Raw genomic sequence first — 20960 nt, forward strand, 5'->3', positions numbered from 1 at the left:
ATTAGAAGTAGCGACGACAGTTCTATGAGTAACGATACGAATACCGACGACAGCCTCCAAGAGCAGGAGGATTCGCCCGCTGAGGTCCCCTTCGACGAGGGGACAGACAGCGAGTCGAATCTCCAGCAGGACGAGGCCGAAGAGGTCGATAACAAAACTATCGACGACCTCGGGAGCGACGTCGAAATCGAGGCCGACGTGGCCGACGACGTGGACGAAGACGACCTCCTCGGTGGACTTCAGATAGATTCCTCCGAAGAGATTACTGTCCCAGACCGACTCGTCGACCAGGTCATTGGACAAGAACACGCCCGCGACGTCATCATGAAGGCGGCCAAACAGCGCCGCCACGTCATGATGATCGGCTCTCCGGGGACGGGGAAGTCGATGCTCGCGAAGGCGATGTCCGAACTCCTCCCCCGCGAAGAGTTACAGGACGTTCTCGTCTACCACAACCCCGACGACGGTAACCGCCCGAAGGTCCGCACTGTTCCCGCGGGCAAAGGTGACCAGATTGTAGAGGCCCACAAAGAGGAAGCACGCAAGCGCAACCAGATGCGCTCGTTCCTCATGTGGATCATCATCGCGGTGGTGCTGGGCTACTCCCTCATCATCGCACAGCAGGTCCTCCTTGGCATCCTCGCTGCGGGTATCATCTATCTCGCGTTCCGCTACGGCTCGCGTGGCGGCGACGCGATGGTTCCGAACCTCATCGTGAACAACGCCGACCAGAAGGCCGCGCCCTTCCAGGACGCGACCGGTGCTCACGCGGGTGCGCTGCTCGGCGACGTTCGGCACGACCCGTTCCAGTCCGGTGGGATGGAGACGCCGAGTCACGACCGCGTCGAACCCGGGGCCATCCACAAGGCCAACAAGGGTGTGCTGTTCATCGACGAGATAAACACCCTCGACGTGCGCAGTCAGCAACACCTGATGACGGCGATTCAGGAAGGCGAGTTCGGTATCACCGGCCAGTCCGAGCGTTCCTCGGGTGCGATGGTCCAGACCGAACCCGTTCCGACTGACTTCATCATGATCGCGGCGGGTAACCTCGACGCGATGGAGAACATGCACCCCGCACTTCGCTCTCGTATCAAAGGGTACGGGTACGAGGTCTACATGGACGACACCATCGAGGACAGCCCCGAGATGCGCCGCAAGTACGCACGCTTCGTGGCACAGGAAGTCTCCAACGACGGCCGTCTGCCGCACTTCACCGAACAGGCAATCGAGGAAGTCATCCTCGAAGCCCGTCGACGTGCCGGCCGCAAGGGCCACCTGACCCTCGAGTTCCGTAATCTCGGTGGGCTCGTCCGTGTCGCTGGCGACATCGCTCGCGGCGAGGCCGCAGAGTACACGACTCGCGACCACGTGTTGCAGGCGAAGATGCGCGCGCGCTCCATCGAACAACAGATTGCCGACCAGTACATCCAGCGCCGCAAGGACTACGAACTCTCGGTCAACGATGGGTTCGTCACCGGCCGCGTCAACGGTCTCGCAGTGATGGGCCAAGACTCCGGTATCATGCTCCCCGTGATGGCAGAGGTCACGCCGTCGCAGGGTCCGGGTCGCGTCATCGCCACGGGGCAACTCAAGGAGATGGCAGAAGAGTCCGTCCAGAACGTCTCGGCCATCATCAAGAAGTTCTCTAACCAGGACCTCTCGGAGATGGACGTGCACGTGCAGTTCGTCCAGACCGGCCAGCAAGGTGTCGACGGTGACTCCGCATCCATCACGGTTGCGACCGCCGTCATCTCCGCGCTGGAGGACATCCCCATCGACCAGTCGGTCGCCATGACCGGTTCGCTGTCAGTGCGCGGTGACGTGCTGCCAGTCGGCGGTGTCACCCACAAGATCGAGGCCGCCGCGAAGGCTGGCTGTAAGACGGTCATCATCCCGGCCTCCAACGAGCAGGACGTGATGATCGAAGACGAGTACAAGGAGATGATCGACATCATCCCCGTCTCGCACATCAGCGAGGTTCTCGAAGTCGCCCTCGAAGGCGAACCCGAGAAAGATTCGCTCGTCGACCGCCTCAAGAGCATCACTGGCTCTGCCCTCAACAAGGGCAAGGGCGTCGGGCCCTCCAGCCCAAGCCCGCAGTAACGCGGGATGGCTGACTGGGCGACGTTTACGGGCTTTACCGGCCTCGTCCTCGTCGTCCTCCTCTCGTTCGCATATTTTTCACGCGGTATCCCACACGGAGACGGAGTCAGTTCTCTGCCGTCCGACGACACTGACGCTCGAGTTGCGACAGACGACGAGGCTGATAGGTTCGGTGGCGACGCTGCTGAGTTCGACGGCGACGACACAGCGTCCACGACGGTCGTCTCAGCGTCGGCGGACGACCACGAACGCGACCGTCCCACGCCCACACCCGTCGTCCCGAGGGCACACTCGTCCTCGTCACCCGCGGACATGCCGACGTACCTCCTCATCGCCAACGTCGCCGTCTCACAGGGGTTGCTGGGCGGGTTCTTGGCCATGGGTGCGTGGTACGCGGGTATCCCAGCGTCGGCGCTCGGTATCTCTGTTGGCAACGTTCCGATGGAACTCGCCCTCGGTACGGTCCTCGGTGTCGCCCTCTACGGATTTAATCGGATTGGGTCGTCACTCAGTCGGCACCTCGGGTTCGCTCCCGACGAAGCACTCAGAGAGTCACTCACGCCCGAGACGACGATGGGGTGGGTGTTGTTGCTCGTCGTCGCCCTTCCGCTCATCGCAGGATTCGAGGAGTTGCTGTTCCGTGGCGCGCTCATCGGTGCGCTCTCGGTCGGATTCGACGTGTCGCCGTGGCTGTTGGCCGCCGTCTCGTCGGTCGCATTCGGTGCAGGTCACACGGCTCAGGGCCGGCTGGGTATCGTCGTCACTGGCCTCCTCGGGTTCGTCCTCGCGGCGACGTTCGTCCTCACAGGGAGTCTGCTGGTCGTTTTCGTCGCCCACTACCTCGTGAACGCGCTGGAGTTCGTCGGCAACGAACTATTCGGCTGGTAGCGTCACACCGCTCGAACACTTGTGCGGGGATGTGTTCAAGTGCCCAGCCTGCGCGGTACTGGTATGGACATCGACACGAAGATGCTGACACAGGCGGGACTCATCGGGTATCTCGTCTTGGTCGTTGCGGCCATCGCCACGGGGAATCCAACACTTCAGTTCGCGGCAGACGTCGCGTTTGGTATCGTCGCCATTCTTCTCGGCGTCGTCACACTGCAGGTGCCAGTCGACAGTCAGCTCAAATACATCGCCGGTGGTGGCTTTCTCCTCGCCGGTATCGCACAGTTCGCCGAACTCGTGACCGGCCTCCAGTCGATCGCCTTCGCCAGCACGTTGTTCCTGCTCGCTGGCCTCCTCGGCTATCTCGCACTGCGCCGGCAGACAGACGCCGCGCCGTTCTGACGGACCGAAGACTTAGATTCCTTCCGCTCGGCGGAGTGCGTCAGCAACATCGGCGGGCGCTCCACTCGGCGTGTCTCGAACCCGGTGGTCGGGGATGACGACCGGAATCGGATTCGCCGCCAGTGTCTCACGAACGAGACGCTTCGAGTCGTCGTCTTCGGGGTCTAACCCTGCCATCCGAACGACGACACCGATATCGACCGCGTCCCCCCGTGGGACGTTTCGGACCGCTTCCAACACCGCACGCTGGTCGGTGGGGACGGTGAGACCGATTTGAATCGCACCCAAATCGGCGTCTTCGCCGGCGATGGCGTCGATGACAGCGTCGAGATATGCGTTGTCGTGCTCGGCGTCGTCTGGAATCGCGTCGGGAAACGAGACGCTGATGAGTTTCCCACTGACGACGCCGACTTGTACGACACGGTCGAGTGTCGGTGACGTGCGAGCGTAGATTCCGGAGACCTCCATACGTTCGCGTCTTCACGCAGGACGCTTGACCCTTCCGGCGACGACTGGATACTTGTACTCGACTTCGCGCACGTGCGCGTGCGATTGACGGTCAGTCTCCCCGCCGACGCAAGCCTTATGTACAGATGCGTTCGTTAGTGTACATCAATGAACGCTAGCGGAGATGAATTAGCTCCCGAAGTACGCGCCATCCTGGACGCGGCACGGGAGCGACCGGGCGGCGACACGCGCGTGTCGGTCGATGCGCGGTCGTTTCCAGACGCCGTCGCCGAAACGGCGGCCGACGGACGAGTTCCGGTCATCACTGAAGTCAAACCGACGAGTCCGACGACCGACGGCGTCCGCGACGACGACCCGGTCGAACTGGCCCGTGAGATGGTCGCTGGTGGGGCGACGGCGCTGTCGGTTCTCACCGAACCCGACCACTTTGGCGGGTCGCTCGAATCCCTTCGCCGTATCCGCGACGCGGTGGACGTGCCGGTCCTCCGGAAGGACTTCATCATGCGGGAGGACCAGCTCGACGCGGTCGAATCTGACCTCGTGCTCCTCATCGCGCGATTCGTCGGCGACGACCTTCCTGACCTCGTCGCGGCAGCACGCGAGCGAGGCTTCCAACCGCTCGTCGAGGTCCACACGCGCGACGAACTCGTGGCGGCCCTCGCCGCAGGTGCGGATATCGTGGGAATCAACAACCGCGACCTCGGGAAACTCGAAGTCGACCTCGGAACCTTCGAGGAACTCGCACCCGAGGTGCCCGACGACGTGCTGCTCGTCGCAGAGAGTGGCGTGAAGACCCTAGACGACGTTCGTCGGATGCGCGAGGCAGGCGCAGACGCCCTCCTCGTCGGGACGGCCATCATGGACGGCGACGTCCAAGCGAACACACAGTCACTGACGACATCACCATGAGTGTAGACGGAAAATTCGGAGAGTTCGGCGGACAGTACGTTCCCGAGGCCCTGATGCCGGCCATCGAGGAACTGGAAGACGCGTACGAGCGATACGTCCTGAACAACGAAGACGGCTTCATGGACGACTTCCGGACGCGACTGCGTGATTTCGGCGGGCGACCAACGCCACTTCAACGTGCGGACCGCCTCTCGGAACGCTACGGCCGCGAGGTGTATCTCAAGCGCGAGGACCTCGTCCACGGCGGCGCACACAAACTCAACAACGCCCTCGGGCAGGTTCTGCTCGCGAAGTACATGGGCAAAGAGCGAATCATCGCCGAAACGGGTGCCGGCCAACACGGGACGGCGACGGCGATGGCCTGTGCCCACCTCGATATGCCCTGTGAAATCTACATGGGCGAACGCGACATCAACCGCCAGCGCCCCAACGTCTTCCGGATGAAACTCAACGGGTCGGAAGTCAACCCCGTGACTGTCGGCCGTGGGACGCTCAAGGAAGCCATCTCGGAGACGATGCGCGACTGGGCGACCAACGTCGAAGACACCCACTACGTCATCGGGTCTGTCGTCGGTCCGCACCCGTTCCCGAGTATGGTCCGCGACTTCCAGTCGGTCATCTCTGAGGAAGCGCGCACGCAAGCACACGAGAAGATGGGCCGCCTCCCCGACGCAGTTCTCGCGTGCGCAGGCGGCGGTTCGAACACGATGGGCGCGTTCGCCGAGTTCGTGTCCGACGACGAAGTCGGACTCTACGCCGTCGAAGCAGGCGGGTCGTCGCTCGAAGTCGACGAAGAGGCTGGTGTCGCACCCAACTCTGCGTCGCTCACGACTGGCAGTGAGGGCATCCTCCACGGTGCGCGAACGACTATCCTTCAGGACCACGACGGGCAGATTATGGAGTCTCACTCCATCTCCTCGGGGCTCGATTACGCCGGTGTCGGCCCGGAACTCGCGTACCTCGTCGATATCGGCCGTGTGACTGCGGTCAACGTCGGCGACGACGACGCGCTGACCGCGTTCCACCGCCTCTCGCAGATGGAAGGCATCATCCCCGCGCTGGAGACGGCCCACGCCTTCGGCTATCTCGAAGCAGTCGCAGGTCCCGACGCTCCCGACGACGCTGACGACCTCGGCGAGTTCGTCGTCGTCAACGTCTCCGGACGCGGCGACAAGGACCTCGAATCGGCCATCGAAGAGACCTACGAGCGCGATATCGACATCGCGCCGAACATGGACGAGTTCACGGGGGGACTGTGATGGCGCTCGAAGACGCCTTCGCGGACGGCCCCGCGTTCATCCCGTATCTCGCCGCTGGCGACCCCGACTACGAATCGTCGCTCGAATACGTGGAGGCGCTCGAACGCGGCGGTGCGGACATCATCGAACTCGGTCTGCCCTTCTCGGAACCCATCGCGGAGGGGCCGACCATCCAGAACGCCGTCGTTAGATCGCTCAAAGGCGGAATGACGCCGACGCGTTTCTTCGAGTTCGTCGAAGACCTCGACGTGTCGGTGCCGCTGGTCTGTATGACCTACTACAACCTCATCTACCGCTACGGCGACGACCCCGGCCCGCGCCCGTTCGTCGAAAAAGCGGCCTCGGTCGGTATCGAGGGATTCGTCGTCCCCGACCTGCCGGCAGAGGAGTCCGACCCGCTTCGTGCGGCCTGCGACGAGTTCGGCCTCGACCTGGTGTTCATCGTCGCACCGACGACACAGGGCGAACGCCTCGAGCGCATCATGGAACAGGTTTCCGGCTACGTCTACGTACAGGCGCGTCTCGGCACGACTGGCGCGCAGACGGACGTTTCCGACCAGACCGGTTCCTCGCTCGACCGATTGGCCGACTACGACGTGCCCAAGGCTGTTGGTTTTGGAATCAGTAGCGGAGAACACGCAGAACGTATCGTCCGAAGCGGTGCAGACGGAATCATCGTCGGAAGTGCCCTCGTCGACATCGTTGCCGAGGGAACCTCGGCAGGCAACCAGACGACGTCTGGTGACGTTGCACAGGGCCACGAGAACGGCGACGACCCCAAAACCGTCGCAGACCGCCTCGAAACGCTCGCCCGCGAACTCAAAGAGGGTGCGATGGTCGGACTCTCGCAACGCCCACCGCATCCGGAACGCACATAACTACTCTGCCACCCTTTCACATACATGAACACTGACGTAGGAATCTCGGCACGACTCGAACGCATTTCGACAAATGGACGATACCTCATCGTCCCGATGGACCACGGAATCACGCTCGGCCCGGTCAAGGGCCTCGTGGACATCGAATCAACCATCGACGCAATCACACGCGGCGGCGCGGACGCCGTCCTCACACACAAGGGGACAGCACCGCGCGTCCACCCGAACAAAAACGGCAAAGGATACATCGTCCACGTCAACGGCTCGACGGTCATCGGCCCGGACGAAGCAGACAAACGACTCACCGGCACCGTCGAAGACGCCCTCCGCGTCGGTGCCGACGCCGTCTCGTTCCACATCAACGTCGGGTCGGAGTACGAACCCGACCAGATGACGCAACTCGCGACCCTCTGTTCTCGCGCCGCCGATTTCGGTGTCCCCGTCCTCGCGATGGCGTACGCTCGTGGCCCCGGTATCGACGAACAGGACTCCGAGAGCCTCGCACACGCAGTCCGCCTCGCTGAGGAAGTCGGCGCAGACATCGTCAAAACGGCCTACAGCGGCGATGCGGAATCCTTCAGCCGTGTCGTCGAAGCCACGCGCCTGCCCGTCGTCATCGCGGGCGGGAGTCGCGGGACAGACCGCGAAACCGTCGAGATGGTCCGCGGAACGATGGACGCCGGTGCCGCCGGTGTCTCGATGGGTCGGTCTATTTTCCAACACGACGACCCCGAGGCAATCACGCGCGCCGTGAGCGCCATCATCCACGACGATGCCGATGTCGAGACGGCCCTCGAGCGCGCCGGACTCGGTATCGAAGCCTAACGTCCCTCATTCTCCGTCTGACACTCACGTCGCTCCGTTTCGTTTCTCGTCCCGTGCAGCACGACCGCCACAGATAATGTGGGTTCGCCGCGAAGCACAGTCTATGCAGGTTACGATGTGGGAGTATGGTGTGGAAATCGACGAGGAGTTTCTCGACGCGCCGATGGAGGAACTCACGTCGCAACTGGCAGAATACGCTTCTGGCGAGCGGCGGGAGTTCGACCTGCCAGTCAGGCTCCCGGATTCGTTCACCGGCGACGTGATGCGAGCGATGCTGGATATTCCGTATGGTGAGACTCGTACCTACGGCGAGATTGCTGACGCGATCGATAGCCACCCCGTTCCAGTCGGCCAGGCCTGTGGTCGCAACCCTGTCCCGCTCGTCGTCCCGTGTCACCGTGTCGTCGGCTCCGATTCACTGGGTGGATTCTCTGCTGCGGGTGGGGTAGATCTCAAACGCGCACTGCTCGCCCACGAACACGACAGCGACTGGGAACAGTCTGCGCTGGACGCGTATCGCTGACGTTCTCGGCTTCGAACCGGCCAGTGGGCACCTATTCTCCGGACAGCGAGTCTGCCGAGCGGACGTACTGTCTGCAGCGAGGGATTTGACGCGACAGGACGTTTTTGTATCGCGCTATTTGGTTTATCTGGTGCGTATTCGACTGGTTGACTGGTTCTGAGTGCCGTCTTTCATGCAGATAGTGGGGGTTTCACCTGTTGTAGCCGTATGTTTAGAGTGAGCCCAACCACACGCGAGTGTTCGTGAAGTTGCGTCTATGACGTGAACGTTGGTTCATCGAAGGCATAGGTGAAGACTCCGGGGAACCGTCTCACGTGCCCACCGGTCATCGCGGTGAAACGAACCGGTGGAGCAGCCTCGGTACTCGAAACCGGCGGGCAGTGTGATCGAGTGCTCCGATACCCGTCCATGTTCTTGTTCTCCACCGGACGTAGCCGTGTTCTCCGCCCTTCGTGCTCGTACGCACTTTCTGTACAGCCACCTGTGTACTGCGGGTATCGACATCGCCACAAACGTATTCGACGACGTTCGGCACCGCTTCGGTCGCTCACCCGCTCTACGTTTCGTGGTGTCTCCTCAGGAACTACCCCACATTCCGCAATTCTGGACAGTCGTCTTCACCGTCTCAACCCCTGGGGTAGCGTGCTAAACATGGCCTTCTATCCTCGGGGAGTCGGGGATTCACCGTGTACCCCACAGGCTTTCGCACGAACCCGAACGCTGCAGCATCGTTCACCGGTCGAGGGCCCAGATCGTCGAGCGGTAGGTACGGAGCACCCATCCCAGACTTCTGACGGGAGGGCCGAGATATGTCCAGCGGAATTTTCTGCATGCACAGAACCCGGAGGTTCGAGTGTGTGTCTGTCCTCCCTTTGTAGCTGTCGAGCACACATTCGCTATTTCGAGTACCCGTCGTCCGGTTGCTCCTTCGAAGACTACATCCACAGAATGTGCGTCTGCTGTGGCCCCATATTTTGGCTCAACTGTGTCCGATACGGGCCTGATAAACCACATAATGCGATACAAAATATGTCTCTCGTGGTTCAGTGAACTCTCCGCCACAGTCCACCGCTGTCGGTTGATTCATCCGCCACGTTCAAGCCGACTGACCTTGTGTGGTCGATAATGACACGAAGCGTCTGGCTCAAGGCCGACGATACGGTCGGCGACTGGGAGTCGCGGAAGAGACGCATCACAGCGGGCCTCGAAGCAGGCGTCGATTGGGTCCTCGTCGACGAGGGCGACGTCGAAAACGTCCGCGAACTCGGTGACGTGAACGTCGCCGCGTTCCGGACCGACGCCGACGTCCACGTGATGGAAGCAGAAGATGACGATGAACCCGAGGCACTCGCCGACGCGTACATCGTCGGGAAAGACGGCGAAGGCGACGGTACCGTCGACCTTCCGTCTGACTTCTCTGGGTCTGCTGACCTGACGACACTCCGCCGCGACGACGACCTGGCAAACGGGTCGTACATCCGCATCCTGAGCAAGGACTACGAAGCGTTCGCCGAGGAAGCCGCTCGCGACGGCGACTACACCATCGTCGTCGGCGAAGACTGGACGATCATCCCGTTAGAGAACCTCATCGCCCGCATCGGCGACGAGACCGACCTCATCGCCGGGGTGACGAGCGCCGACGAGGCACAGGCCGCCTTCGAGACGCTCGAAATCGGTGCAGACGGCGTCCTCCTCGACAGCGACGACCCCGACGAGATACGAAAGACCACCGAGATTCGAGACGAGGCCGAACGCGAGACGTTAGACCTCGTCTGGGCAGAGGTCAAAGAGGTCGAGCGAACGGGGATGGCCGACCGTGTCTGCGTCGATACCGGGTCGCTCATGGACCACGACGAAGGCATGCTCGTCGGGTCGATGTCTCGTGGCCTCTTCTTCGTTCACGCAGAGACCGCAGAGTCACCGTACGTCGCCTCTCGCCCGTTCCGCGTCAACGCCGGGGCCGTCCACGCTTACGCGCGGACTCCCGACGGCGGGACGACCTATCTCTCTGAACTCGAAAGCGGTGACGAGGTGCAAATCGTCGACGAACAGGGTCACACTCGCGAGGCAATCGTCGGGCGCGTGAAGATAGAAAAGCGACCGATGTTCCGCATCACGGCCGACTACGAAGGTGACCGTGTGACGACACTCCTGCAGAACGCAGAGACCATCAAAGTCCACACACGAGACGGTCGAACCGCAGTGACTGACCTCGAACCCGGTGACGAGATGCTCATCTACTACGAAGATACGGCCCGCCACTTCGGCGAGGCCGTCGAAGAGAGCATCATCGAGAAGTAACGACCCGGCCGTCGAGTCGGCACACATCACCTGTTTTCGCTGTTTTCGCCCGGCTGAATCGTCACTCTTCGACGTAGTGCCATTCGAGTTCTGTCGCACACCATGGACAGAAGTCGAGTTCGTGGTCGAGCGCACCACCACAAATCGGACAGGCGGGTTTGCCGTCTGTAGTCTGTCGACGCCCACGAATCCCAACGCGGTACGCGTCGAGTGCGTTTAAAAACAGGAGGACAATGATTGGGACCGTCACCTCAGCCGGCAGCGTCTCGAGACTCGCTGTCGCTGGGTCTGAGAACGTCGAGACCAGAACGAGTCCTGCGCCGATGACGAAGGTGAACCACGCGATTGCTCGTCGCCACTCTCGCAGGTAGACGTGGCCAGCCCCTGCGATTCCGAGAGATGCGCCTACGACGCCAACGAGGGCGGCGACCACGGCACGGCGGCGAGCATCGACCATTGTTCGTTGGCCTCAACGCCCGTGCATTTAAACGTCCGGATTGTCAGACAGTTCGCGCACGAGCGAGCGAAGTGTCTGTGCGTCGTACTGGCCGGGAGCGGTCGCATCCGCGGGGTCGACCGGTGCGTAGCCAATCTTCGACCCGTACACCGGTGCGACAGCGCGGGTGTGTCTCCCTGCGTCTCCCATCGCCATCGTCGCGACAGTGTCTCCCCACGCGGTCGCCGTCTGCGTCGCCTGGAGCAGTCGGAGCGCGTCGGCGTCCGAATGGGCAGTGACCGCGAGTTTGCCGACGTCGCCGAGCGTGGCCGCTTCGTGGAGGAGGCTGCGCATCGCCGACCGTGCGGGCGTCCGGTCGAAGTCGTGAACAGAGGCGACGACTGTCGCGTCTGCTGCCCGTGCGCTGGTAGCGGCGTCGCTCCCACGTTCGTCACGGAGACTGGCGAGTTCGATATCCACTGCCGCGACGGCGTCGATTTCGGCGGCGGCGACCAGTGCGTCGAGGCGGTCACCTTCGGACTCGTCGGCCTCGCCACCTTCCCACGTCGCGCGGTTCGTCGCCAGAATCGGAAGCGACCCGTCGTACTCGCTGAGGGCGTCGAGCGGGTCGTCTGCGAGGTCCATCCTGAACTCGACAGCGTCTGCAACGTCCCGTGCGGCCGGTTCGTCGGAGAGGTCTGCAGTGCTCGCTGCGAGGACGAACGAGTCGAACGACAGGTCCATACACCCTGTGTGTCGGCCGGTGATAAATCGGTGTTCGTGTCCGCAATCGGATTGCAGTCGGTTACGGGAAGGTCGCAGTCGACCGCAGTCGGTCGCAATTAGGCCTCAAGCGGGTCGCAATCAGGGCGCAATCGGTCGCAGTCGATGCGTCGAGGCGCGGTGTCGTCCAATTAGTCGGTGGTCTGCGCGTCTTCAGCGACTACGTCGGAGTTCGACTCTGACGGCGCTGGAGTGGTCGGGGTCGTCTCGTCGATTGGTTCGTGGGTGACTGTGAACTGACGGTCTGCACCCGACCGGGTCTTCGTCACCGACGAAATAGCGTACAATCGAATCTGTCGTTCCTGTTTGGTGACGACGGGGAAATCGTAGTGTTCGGCCTCGTGTCCGGGGCGCTCGTCTCGCTCGCTCACGAACGACCGATGGTCGTCGAGTCGGCGTTCGACTTCTGCTCGCGAGCGCGCTTCTATCCCGTCTATCCGGTCTTCGAACGCGTTCACGAGGTCAGCATCGAGGTCGTACCCGACCGAATCGCGGCCGGCGAGCATGGCTGCCAGCGTCGTGGTTCCCGTCCCGGTGAACGGGTCGAATACGGTGTCGCCGTAGACGGAGTACATCCGAATCAGTCGGAGTGGAAGCTCGACCGGGAATGCCGCAGACCGTTCTCGTGTGCCCGAGTCGAGTTTCTGGGCCGTCCCTGTGAAGTCCCAGAGGTCGGAAAACCAGCGGTTTCGCTCCTCCCAGAAGAACGCGCTTTCGTATCGCGTCTCGTCTCCTGGCTGGAACGACCGAGAGCGGTCACCCTTCCGAACGATGAGGACGTACTCGTGTTCGAGTGTGACGTACGCGTTCGGCGGGAGTGTTCCAGACCCCATGAACTTCGTCAGACTGTTCGTTGGTTTTCGCCAGACTGCGTCTGGAAGTGGAATCAGCCCCCGTTCAGAGAGTGCGGTGAGAATCCGTGCGTGATTCGGATACTGCCGGAACGACCCGTCGAGACTGCGCGTCGCGTCGCCGACGTTCACGCACGCGATGCCGCCCGGTGTGAGGACGCGCTCGACTTCGTCCCACACCGCATCGAGTTGCTCGTGCATGGCCTCGAAGGCGGCGTCGCCGTCACCTGCATCCAGCGCGTCGGCGACGGCGTCGTCGCGCGCAGCAAAGAGGTCGTCCCACATCTCTATCATGGGGTACGGTGGTGAGGTAACGACGAGGTCCACGCTCCCGTCGGCGAGTCCACTGTCAGCGGCGTCGCCCACGCAGAGGGCGTGTTCCGTGCGCATCGTAGATAGGTGTTCACCTGGCGACAAAATGTTTCTCCCCGGTCGCATCTCGCCACCCGGTGTCGGTGTGGTTCATCACCCAGCGCTGTTGCTGGAAGGCGAAATACGGAAAAACTGAATCACCAATTGGGTACCCGCGTCGTCGAGGAGCGTCGACGATTCAGACGAGACTGAGGTTGTCCTCTGCTTCGAGGAGTTCGTGGTAGCGGTTGCGGATGGTGACTTCGGAGATGTCCGCAACCTCGCTGACGGCGGCCTGTGTCGTCTTCTCGTTAGTGAGGAGTGCGGCGGCGTAGACGGCGGCGGCGGCGAGGCCGACCGGCGACTTCCCGGAGTGGACGCCCTTTTCTTTGGCGTTCTTCAGGAGTTTGCGTGCGCGCATCTTCGACTCGTCAGAGAGGCCGAGTTCACTGGCGAATCGGGGGACGTACTGCTCGGGGTCTGCGGGCTTGACTTCCAGCGAGAGTTCGCGAGCGATGTAGCGGTAGGTGCGGGCGACTTCGCTCTTTTCGACACGGGAGACCTCCGCGATTTCGTCGAGCGAGCGCGGGACACCGGCCATGCGGGCGGCGGCGTAGGTACACGAGGTGGCGACGCCCTCGATGGACCGGCCGGGGAGCAGGTCGTCGTCGAGTGCGCGGCGGTAGATGACCGAGGCCGTCTCGCGGACGTTCTCGGGGAGGCCGAGCGCGGAGGCCATCCGGTCGATTTCGCCGAGTGCCTGTTTCAGGTTGCGCTCTTTGGAGTCACGCGTGCGGAAGCGCTCGTTCCACTTGCGGAGACGCTGCATCTTCTGGCGCTGGCGTGCGCCGAGAGAGTTCCCGTACGCGTCGCGGTCGCGCCAGTCGATGTTGGTCGAGAGTCCCTTGTCGTGCATCGTGTTGGTCGTCGGTGCACCGACGCGGGACTTCTCGTCTTTCTCGCGGGAGTCGAAGGCACGCCACTCCGGGCCGCGGTCGACGGAGTCGGCAGTGACGACGAGGCCACAGTCGTTACAGACGGTCTCGCCGTGTTCGTCGTCGGTGACGACGTGACCGTCACATTCGGGACACTTCAGCGTGTCTCCTTTGACGGCCTCTTCTTCAGTTTCGGCCTGCTGTCGGCCGTTTTTCGTGTTTTCTTCTCGCTTCTGTGCGCCAGGGTTTCGGGTCCAGATTCGTTCGCTCATGGATACGACGGCGGGTGCTCCGGGTAAGGTGGGTAAAGACGTCTAGAACCCGGATGCTGTCCGTAACACTCACGACCGTAGACGACTGCATAAATGGTTTGGTATCGCTCTCGGATTTGCCTAATTTTACATGTGTCAGGCTCTCACACGCGACTATCGAAATTCGGCGTATCTGTCGGTGCTTCGTCGTGAATCCGAACCCGAGGCATCTTTTCGGCGGCGGACGAAGAGACGAATATCGATGACTGAACCACCACGCGTCGTCTCACTCGCACCGAGTGCGACGGCCATTCTCACCGCGGCGGGGCTCACAGGCCGTGTCGTTGGGGCAACAGTCCACTCGGCACTGGACCGCCCCCGCGTTGGTGGATGGTTGAACCCCGATTTCGACCGTCTCGACGCACTCGACCCGGATGTTCTCTGTACCTGTGACGACATGCAGCACGATATCGCGGCCGAGGCCAGAACCCACGGATTCGACGTGGTGCACGTCGCGCCGGCGACGCTCGACGAAGTGTTCGACACGTTCTCGACAGTCTGCGAGGCAGCAGGCGACGCAGATGCGGGGAAGCGACTCGCAGCGGAGTGCCAGCGGCATCTCGACCGAGTCGACGCCGCGGTCGGAGACGAATCTCGACCGACTGTCTACTGCGAGGAGTGGGCCGACCCGCCGATGGCCGCGGGCAACTGGGTGCCAGACGTGGTTCGGGCCGCTGGTGGCTCGTATCCATTCCTCGAAGCGGGCGAGCGGTCCCGTGAAATCCCACGGAAGGCCGTCGAAGCGGCCGCCCCAGACCACGTCGTCCTCCACCCCTGTGGAAAGGGCACACGCGGCGACCCCGCCGCGTTCGAGGCACGAAACTGGGGCGTCGATGCCGACGTACACGCAATCGACGACTCGCTTCTCAACCAACCGAGTCCCGCGTTGATGGGCGGCATCGACCGACTCGCACGCTGTTTTCATCCGCATGCTGACCTCCCGGAGCCGTGGTCGCCACCCGAACACGAATCCGATGGACGCATATGACCACGCCGACGCATAGCTCACATGGACATCGCGGTCGGAAGTGGGAATCCGGTAAAACGCCGTGCGGTCGAACGGGCAACTACTGACGCCTCCATCTCGGCAGTCGTCGTCGAATCGGGCGTCTCGGAGCAACCGTTCGGGACCGACGAGACGATCGCAGGCGCGGTCACTCGCGCACGTCGCGCGCTCGACGCGGGGTCGTACGACCTCGGCGTCGGCATCGAAGGCGGTGTCGCCGCGTACCCCGCTGGTGACGGTACGGGCGACGACCTCTATCTCATCATGTGGTCGGCAGTGACCGACGGCGAGCGGGTTGGACGGGGTGCCGGGCCGACGTTCCTGCTCCCCGACCGCATCGCCGACCGCGTCCGCGACGGCGAGGAACTCGGACCGGTGATGGACGACGTGCTCGGAACCGACGATATCGCGAAAAACGAGGGTGCTGCAGGCGCGTTCACTGGTGGCCGAATCACCAGAACTGACGCGCTCGAATCGGCGGTGACGGCCGCGTTCGCACCGTTCCGAAGCGACCTCTACTACTCACTCTGACTCGGCAAGTTCGCGCTCGCGGACGTCCGCGCTCTCTTCGACTGCCGTCGTCAACGAGACGTTCAGCGAAATCATCGAGACGACACCACCGACAAGCGTGACGGCGTTCTTCACGGCGTGGTCCAGGACTGCCGCCGCGAGAGCAGTTGCTGGCGCAATCGGTGCGAGGGCGGCCATGAACACGGTGAAGGCGATTTCGTAGAGGCCGACGCCACCGGGAGACAGCGGCAGAACCTTCGCGAGGTTACCGACGCTCACGGCGAAGAAGGAGACGCCGACGAGGACGACGGGGTCGATATCGACGCCCAGTGCGTAGAGGACGACGAGCGCCGTCACCACGTCGACCGTCCAGATAGCGAGACTCGAAAGGCCGACGAGGCCGAACGCGGTTCGGTTGCCCGCGACGGCCTGGAGGTCGGAGACGAACTGTTCGATGATGTCTGCGACGTACTCGACGTAGGAGTCTGACGAGAAGCGCCCGACGACTGCGCGGACGTAGTTGCGGTCGGCGCGCGCAGAGAGTGCGATACCGACGACGCCGGCGATGGCGACGAGTCCGACGCCAGTCGCGACGTAGGCGACGGTCCGAACGTCGCTGGCGGACACCTGGACGGACCCACCGCTCACGCCTGTCGCGAGGACAGTCGCGATATCTGCGAGTCCACCCGTCGCTGCGAGGCCGACGAGAACGACGCCTGCGAGGCCGGCAATCGTCAGCAAGTCGAAGACGCGTTCGATGGCGAGCGAGGCGAAGCCAGTCGGGTACGGGATGCCACGCCGCGCTTTCACCACGTACGCGCGCACCGCGTCACCTGCACGTGCGGGGAACACGAGATTCCCGGTCTGACTGATGAATATCGCTCCGGTGAGGAAGCTTGCAGACTCGTGATAGCCGAGTTGGTCGAGGATGTCGCGGTAGCGCATGCCGCGAAGCGGCCACGAGAGGACGTAGATGCCGGCGGCGGCAGCGACGAGCGCGGGGTTCGCCTCTCTGAGTACCGACAACACCTCCGAGGGGTCGATGTAGAGCGTCATCAACGCGACGGCGGTGAGGGTGAGGAGCAACCCGGCGACGATGGTCACCCGGCGGGTGATTCGCGGCCGAACCGACAACTGCCACCACGTCCGGAGAATCTGACTCCCCATGCCGAGGACGTCGCGGACGAGGTCGACTTTCGTGTCGCCCTTCGGTTCCCAATCGACGGCGAATTCTGAGACGCGGAAGCCTGCGCGTTGCGCGCGGACGAGCATCTCCGTATCCCAGAACCAGTGGTTGTCTTCGACGTCGTCGCGGAGCGTCTCGAACGCCGTCCTGCTGAAGGCTTTGAATCCACACTGGTGGTCGCGGAGGTCAGACCGGAGGAAGAAGCGAACGAGGCCGTTGTAGACCTGACTCGGGAAGCCACGTTTCACCGGGCGTTTCGCGACGTGGTCTGGCATCCAGCGCGAACCGGTCGCCACGTCGTACTCGCCCGAGCGAATGCGCTCGACCAACTCTTCGAGGTGTCGCATGTCCGTCGCGAGGTCCGTATCGAAGTAGACGAGTGTCTCACCGTCTGCGGCGTCGAAGGCGCGTTCGAGCGCGCCGCCTCTTCCGAGTCGTTCGTCGCTGTGATAGTGCCGAATCCGGTCGTCTTCGGCAGCCATTCGCGTGGCGATTTCGGGGGTTCGGTCGTCGCATCCGTCTTCTGCGACGATGACCTCGAACGCGTCAGCGGGGAGAAATCCTTCGAGCGTCTCCACCGTGACGCGGACTGTGTTCTCGATAGTCCGCTCTTCGTTGTACGCGGGGAGGACGACGCTCACTTCGACGCCGGTCGAGGAAGCCGTGACCGAGCGTCGGTCTGTCGGGAGACCCATTGTCGTGGTATGGCCGCTTTCCGGGTATGAATTTTCTGTCTTCGGTCGGCTACACTCCGTTTAGACGGAGTATTACGCGACACAGTCACCGACGATAACACGTTCAGTCTCACAGTCGCTCGAGTGTCACTGTGGCGTTCGACCGGTGTGGCTGTGACGTGTCTGGTCCGTATGGGTGTTAGGCGACCGTACCTGCGGCGGGTTCGAGGGGACCCCTGTGCGCCCTTTCCGCAACGATAATCGAACGACAGCGAGGTGTTAACCTCCTGTACCAAACCCCTGATAGGGACCTCACGGCTGTATGTAGATATGAGCACTACTGCATCCGCCGCCGCAGTCGAGGGCGACGCCCTCGACACCGCCAGTTCACTCTCCGAGAAACAACGTCGTATCCTCCAGTATCTCCGCCGCAACGCCGACTCCCAGATGTACTTCAAATCGCGCCTCATCGCCGAAGACCTCGACCTCACGGCCAAGGAGGTCGGCGCAAACATGCGTCCACTCCTCGACGGCGAGTTCGACGTGTGTATCGAGAAGTGGGGCTACTCGTCCGGTACGACGTGGAAAGTCACCGTCTAATCGGCTCTCGGCTCTGTCGAAAATTCAGGTTCGGTCTCCTCAGGGGTCGAACCGAATCAACCCGGCGGCGTCGTTGGCGAACGCCGCCGCGTCGGCCCCGAAGGAGTCGGCGTAGCGAATCAAGAGCGTGATGACCGTCTCAGGTTCGCGGACGGCGTACCCGTCTTCACGAGAGAGCAGACCGACTGCATCGAGTTCTTTGGCGTACGTACTGACTGTCGCCCGCGACACGCCGAGTCTGTCTGCGAGTTCGCTCCCGGTGGCGTCCGGGTCACGAAGGAGGTGGACGAACATCCCACGTGGTGTGTCGCGCCGGAGATAGCCGAGTGCGACCTGTTCGAACTCGGAGAATCGACCAGCGACGAAGAACCGTTTGTAGTCGCCGTCGCGGCGAACCGCGAGCGTTCCGTCGTCGACGAGGTTCCGAAGGTGGTACTGGGTCTCGCCCGTTCCCAACTTCAAGTCGTCGCGTACCTTCGAGAAGTGTGCGCCCGGCGTGGACGCGACGTACCCGACGATTGCGTCACGCGCGTCACTCGACCCCGTCTCGTCGTCGTCTCGCGTTCCGAGTCCCACGAGCGGACTCGCGGCACCGAGGGCGGCGAAACGACGGAGCGTCGCGCGCTTGTCGTCGTCTATCTGTCGATTCGACATCTACGTGGACATACGATACGGTCCAAAGAAAAGCGCTTCGCCATCTATGCCGTACGATAGCACGACTGTCTGTCGATTCAGACGGTTCAAAAAACGAGCGTGTGGGGTCCCTATTCGAGGTCTTTCTCGAACGCCATCTCGGACTCGTCGTCGGATTCGTCGGTGTCGTCGTCGCTCTGTTGGCCGTTGGACGTCGCTTCGGTCTTCGACGGTTCGTCCGCCTCGTCCGATTCAGCGACGACTTCGTCAGACGATTTGATCGGCTCTTCTTCTTTGTCGACTTCGGCGATGACCTCGTCCGGCGATTTGATGTTGTTGACCTCTGCGCCGGCTTTGATTGCCTCTGCTTCCTGTTCGAGTTGTTCGACGTTCATCTCGGCGGCCTGGTCTATCTGGCCGAGGATGTCGTCGATGTCGTCTAATCCGATGAGTTCGCGCGTCTCCTCGTCGAACTGGTTGCTGGTGAGCCCCTCCATGTCCTGTACGTCGGAGCCGGAGAGTTGCTTGCCGTAGCGGCCGAGGAGCGACGTGAGCTCCTGCGGGAGGACGAACGTTGTCGATTCGCTCTGGCCGATGTTCGCCAACGTCTCCATGCCTTTGTCGATGATGGCGCGTTCGCCCATCGACTCGGCGGACTTCGCACGGAGGACAGTCGAGATTGCGTCACCCTGTGCTTCGAGAATCTGCGACTGCTTTTCACCCTGTGCGCGGATGATGTTCGACTGTTTTTCACCCTCTGCCTTCTCGACTGCGGAGCGCCGTTCACCCTGTGCTTCGAGAATCATCGCACGACGGCGACGTTCGGCGGAGGTCTGTTGTTCCATCGCCTGCTGCACGTCTGCACTCGGGTTGACTTCGCGGACTTCGACGGATTCGACGCGGACACCCCACTCGTCGGTCGGTTCGTCGAGTTCCTTGCGGATGCGGGCGTTGATCTCCTGTCGTTTGTTGAGCGTGTCGTCGAGTTCCATGTCACCGAGGACGGCACGGAGCGTCGTCTGGGCGAGGTTGGAGACGGCGCGTTTGTAGTCGTCGACTTCGAGGAACGCCTTCTTGGCGTCCATGACTTTGATGTAGACGACGGCGTCGGCAGTCACCGGCGAGTTGTCGCGAGTGATTGCTTCCTGCCGGGGAACGTCGAGCGTCTGGGTCCGCATATCGAACGCGTAGGTTCGGGAGACGAACGGCGGGATGAAGTTGATACCCGGTTCGAGGAGGCGTCGGTACTCCCCGAAGACGGTGAGCGCCTTCTTCTCGTAGGCGTCTACAATCTCCACCATCTGGTACACCGTGACGACGGCGAGCACGAGGACGAGGAGGCCTGCGACGGCGCTTCCAAGCCCGAGCCCAACCTGGAGAGCTAGTAGGTCCATAAGCCCGTCTAGGGTTGGCCGTATGATAAGTATTCGTGTACCAAACCAATCACGTCACACGGTTTTTCCACGACCGTGCGGGGGCGACCACTCGTCAGATTCGTTCGACGTCTTCTGGTTCCCGCTCGCGTTCGTCCTGCTCGCGTTCGTCTGACTCCTGCTCGCGTTCGTCTCGTTCACGTGCGCTGCGTGCACGCTCTCTGGCGAGTTCTCTGTCGATTTCGTCTTCACCGGGGCCGATTCCTTCGACGGTCACGACGTTCCCACCGCCAGGGTCGACGACGACCACTTCGCTCCCGACTTCGAGTTCGCCGTGAACCGACCGGGCAGCGTAGAACGGATTGAACCCACCTTCGGAGAGTTTGACCTGCCCACCGGTCGGGGTGACACGTTCGGTTACACGGCCCATCTTCCCCTTCAGCGCCGCCGAGTCACTTGTTCGACTTTCACCTTTGCCGCCATAGAGGTCTAGTTCGCGGTAGCCGTACAGTGCAAGCCCACCGAAGACGAAGACGAGCAAGCCGAGGACGAGTGGTGTCGCGAACGGCCCGATGAGCAGACCGATGAGTCCGGCAGCGAGGAGCGCGACGCCGAGAACGACGAAATGTGCGCCGGGTGCCATCGCTTCGGCGAGAGAGAGGCCGAGACCCGCGAGTACGAGGAGTAACGGCAGTGTCTCGGGGCCCACGAGCCCAGTCTGTAACGGAAACGGCGGGTGTGCCATAGGTGCT

General features: G+C 62.5%; 21 protein-coding genes. 12 read left to right on the top strand and 9 right to left on the bottom strand.

Annotation, left to right across the window (positions count from 1 at the left end):
• The first annotated feature begins 24 nt into the window (after window positions 1-24).
• The 3 genes from lonB to ACK3SC_RS04755 all read left to right on the top strand — a co-directional run bounded on the left by lonB (window position 25) and on the right by ACK3SC_RS04755 (window position 3396).
• The gene (gene lonB / locus ACK3SC_RS04745) at window positions 25-2106 is read left to right on the top strand and encodes an ATP-dependent protease LonB (protein ID WP_416838964.1); all 2082 of its coding nucleotides are present in this window, start codon (window positions 25-27) and stop codon (window positions 2104-2106) included.
• Between the two features lie 6 nt (window positions 2107-2112).
• Window positions 2113-2994 carry a type II CAAX prenyl endopeptidase Rce1 family protein gene (locus ACK3SC_RS04750; RefSeq protein ID WP_416838965.1) on the top strand — a complete coding sequence of 294 codons (882 nt, stop codon included), beginning with the start codon at window positions 2113-2115 and terminating at the stop codon, window positions 2992-2994.
• A 63-nt stretch (window positions 2995-3057) separates the two neighbouring features.
• Window positions 3058-3396: a hypothetical protein gene (locus tag ACK3SC_RS04755; protein ID WP_416838966.1), complete on the top strand. Its 339-nt coding sequence runs from the start codon at window positions 3058-3060 to the stop codon at window positions 3394-3396.
• 12 nt (window positions 3397-3408) lie between these two features.
• Here ACK3SC_RS04755 and ACK3SC_RS04760 read toward each other — a convergent pair whose 3' ends face one another.
• Entirely contained in the window at window positions 3409-3864 is a 456-nt protein-coding gene (locus ACK3SC_RS04760) for an MGMT family protein (protein WP_416838967.1), read from the bottom strand.
• Window positions 3865-4011: 147 nt separating this feature from the next.
• On the opposite strand from ACK3SC_RS04760, the gene trpC reads away from it, so the two are divergent.
• From trpC to ACK3SC_RS04790, 6 genes are all read left to right on the top strand, one after another.
• Entirely contained in the window at window positions 4012-4773 is a 762-nt protein-coding gene (gene trpC / locus ACK3SC_RS04765; protein ID WP_416838968.1) for an indole-3-glycerol phosphate synthase, read from the top strand.
• Entirely contained in the window at window positions 4770-6032 is a 1263-nt protein-coding gene (gene trpB, locus ACK3SC_RS04770; RefSeq protein ID WP_416838969.1) for a tryptophan synthase subunit beta, read from the top strand. Before trpC ends, trpB begins: the two co-directional genes overlap by 4 nt.
• On the top strand, window positions 6032-6910 hold the full coding sequence (gene trpA, locus ACK3SC_RS04775; RefSeq protein ID WP_416838970.1) for a tryptophan synthase subunit alpha: 879 nt from the start codon (window positions 6032-6034) through the stop codon (window positions 6908-6910). The genes trpB and trpA overlap by 1 nt, the downstream gene beginning before the upstream one ends.
• Before the next feature lie 24 nt (window positions 6911-6934).
• Complete coding sequence (locus tag ACK3SC_RS04780) at window positions 6935-7735, top strand: 2-amino-3,7-dideoxy-D-threo-hept-6-ulosonate synthase (RefSeq protein ID WP_416838971.1); 801 nt, start codon at window positions 6935-6937, stop codon at window positions 7733-7735.
• 103 nt (window positions 7736-7838) lie between these two features.
• The gene (locus tag ACK3SC_RS04785; RefSeq protein ID WP_416838972.1) at window positions 7839-8258 is read left to right on the top strand and encodes a methylated-DNA--[protein]-cysteine S-methyltransferase; all 420 of its coding nucleotides are present in this window, start codon (window positions 7839-7841) and stop codon (window positions 8256-8258) included.
• A 1125-nt stretch (window positions 8259-9383) separates the two neighbouring features.
• Window positions 9384-10559 (top strand): 3-dehydroquinate synthase II, encoded by a 1176-nt coding sequence (locus ACK3SC_RS04790; RefSeq protein WP_416838973.1) that lies wholly within the window; start codon window positions 9384-9386, stop codon window positions 10557-10559.
• A gap of 61 nt (window positions 10560-10620) precedes the next feature.
• On the opposite strand, the gene ACK3SC_RS04795 is transcribed toward ACK3SC_RS04790, so the two are convergent.
• The 4 genes from ACK3SC_RS04795 to ACK3SC_RS04810 all read right to left on the bottom strand — a co-directional run bounded on the left by ACK3SC_RS04795 (window position 10621) and on the right by ACK3SC_RS04810 (window position 14187).
• Window positions 10621-11016 carry a zinc ribbon domain-containing protein gene (locus ACK3SC_RS04795; RefSeq protein ID WP_416838974.1) on the bottom strand — a complete coding sequence of 132 codons (396 nt, stop codon included), beginning with the start codon at window positions 11014-11016 and terminating at the stop codon, window positions 10621-10623.
• Window positions 11017-11043: 27 nt separating this feature from the next.
• Complete coding sequence (locus tag ACK3SC_RS04800; RefSeq protein WP_416838975.1) at window positions 11044-11739, bottom strand: type I 3-dehydroquinate dehydratase; 696 nt, start codon at window positions 11737-11739, stop codon at window positions 11044-11046.
• A gap of 170 nt (window positions 11740-11909) precedes the next feature.
• Window positions 11910-13019 carry a DNA-methyltransferase gene (locus ACK3SC_RS04805; protein ID WP_416838976.1) on the bottom strand — a complete coding sequence of 370 codons (1110 nt, stop codon included), beginning with the start codon at window positions 13017-13019 and terminating at the stop codon, window positions 11910-11912.
• 160 nt (window positions 13020-13179) lie between these two features.
• On the bottom strand, window positions 13180-14187 hold the full coding sequence (locus tag ACK3SC_RS04810; RefSeq protein ID WP_416838977.1) for a transcription initiation factor IIB: 1008 nt from the start codon (window positions 14185-14187) through the stop codon (window positions 13180-13182).
• 241 nt (window positions 14188-14428) lie between these two features.
• Here ACK3SC_RS04810 and ACK3SC_RS04815 point away from each other — a divergent pair, with 241 nt between their 5' ends.
• Window positions 14429-15214, top strand: a complete 786-nt coding sequence (locus ACK3SC_RS04815; protein ID WP_416838978.1) for a helical backbone metal receptor — start codon at window positions 14429-14431, stop codon at window positions 15212-15214.
• A gap of 21 nt (window positions 15215-15235) precedes the next feature.
• The gene (gene yjjX, locus ACK3SC_RS04820; RefSeq protein WP_416838979.1) at window positions 15236-15763 is read left to right on the top strand and encodes an inosine/xanthosine triphosphatase; all 528 of its coding nucleotides are present in this window, start codon (window positions 15236-15238) and stop codon (window positions 15761-15763) included.
• Here yjjX and aglD read toward each other — a convergent pair.
• The gene (aglD, locus tag ACK3SC_RS04825; RefSeq protein WP_416838980.1) at window positions 15755-17623 is read right to left on the bottom strand and encodes a flippase domain-containing glycosyltransferase AglD; all 1869 of its coding nucleotides are present in this window, start codon (window positions 17621-17623) and stop codon (window positions 15755-15757) included. The genes yjjX and aglD overlap by 9 nt on opposite strands.
• Window positions 17624-17932: 309 nt before the next feature.
• Here aglD and ACK3SC_RS04830 point away from each other — a divergent pair, with 309 nt between their 5' ends.
• Window positions 17933-18202, top strand: a complete 270-nt coding sequence (locus ACK3SC_RS04830; RefSeq protein WP_416838981.1) for a hypothetical protein — start codon at window positions 17933-17935, stop codon at window positions 18200-18202.
• Between the two features lie 39 nt (window positions 18203-18241).
• On the opposite strand, the gene ACK3SC_RS04835 is transcribed toward ACK3SC_RS04830, so the two are convergent.
• From ACK3SC_RS04835 to ACK3SC_RS04845, 3 genes are all read right to left on the bottom strand, one after another.
• Window positions 18242-18856 carry a winged helix-turn-helix transcriptional regulator gene (locus ACK3SC_RS04835; protein ID WP_416838982.1) on the bottom strand — a complete coding sequence of 205 codons (615 nt, stop codon included), beginning with the start codon at window positions 18854-18856 and terminating at the stop codon, window positions 18242-18244.
• Between the two features lie 110 nt (window positions 18857-18966).
• The gene (locus ACK3SC_RS04840) at window positions 18967-20229 is read right to left on the bottom strand and encodes an SPFH domain-containing protein (protein ID WP_416838983.1); all 1263 of its coding nucleotides are present in this window, start codon (window positions 20227-20229) and stop codon (window positions 18967-18969) included.
• Between the two features lie 94 nt (window positions 20230-20323).
• A complete protein-coding gene (locus ACK3SC_RS04845; protein WP_416838984.1) occupies window positions 20324-20953 on the bottom strand; it encodes an NfeD family protein in 630 nt (209 codons plus the stop codon).
• Window positions 20954-20960: the final 7 nt, after the last annotated feature.

This window comes from Haloferax sp. DFSO52, from assembly GCF_048158745.1.
GTDB lineage: Archaea > Halobacteriota > Halobacteria > Halobacteriales > Haloferacaceae > Haloferax.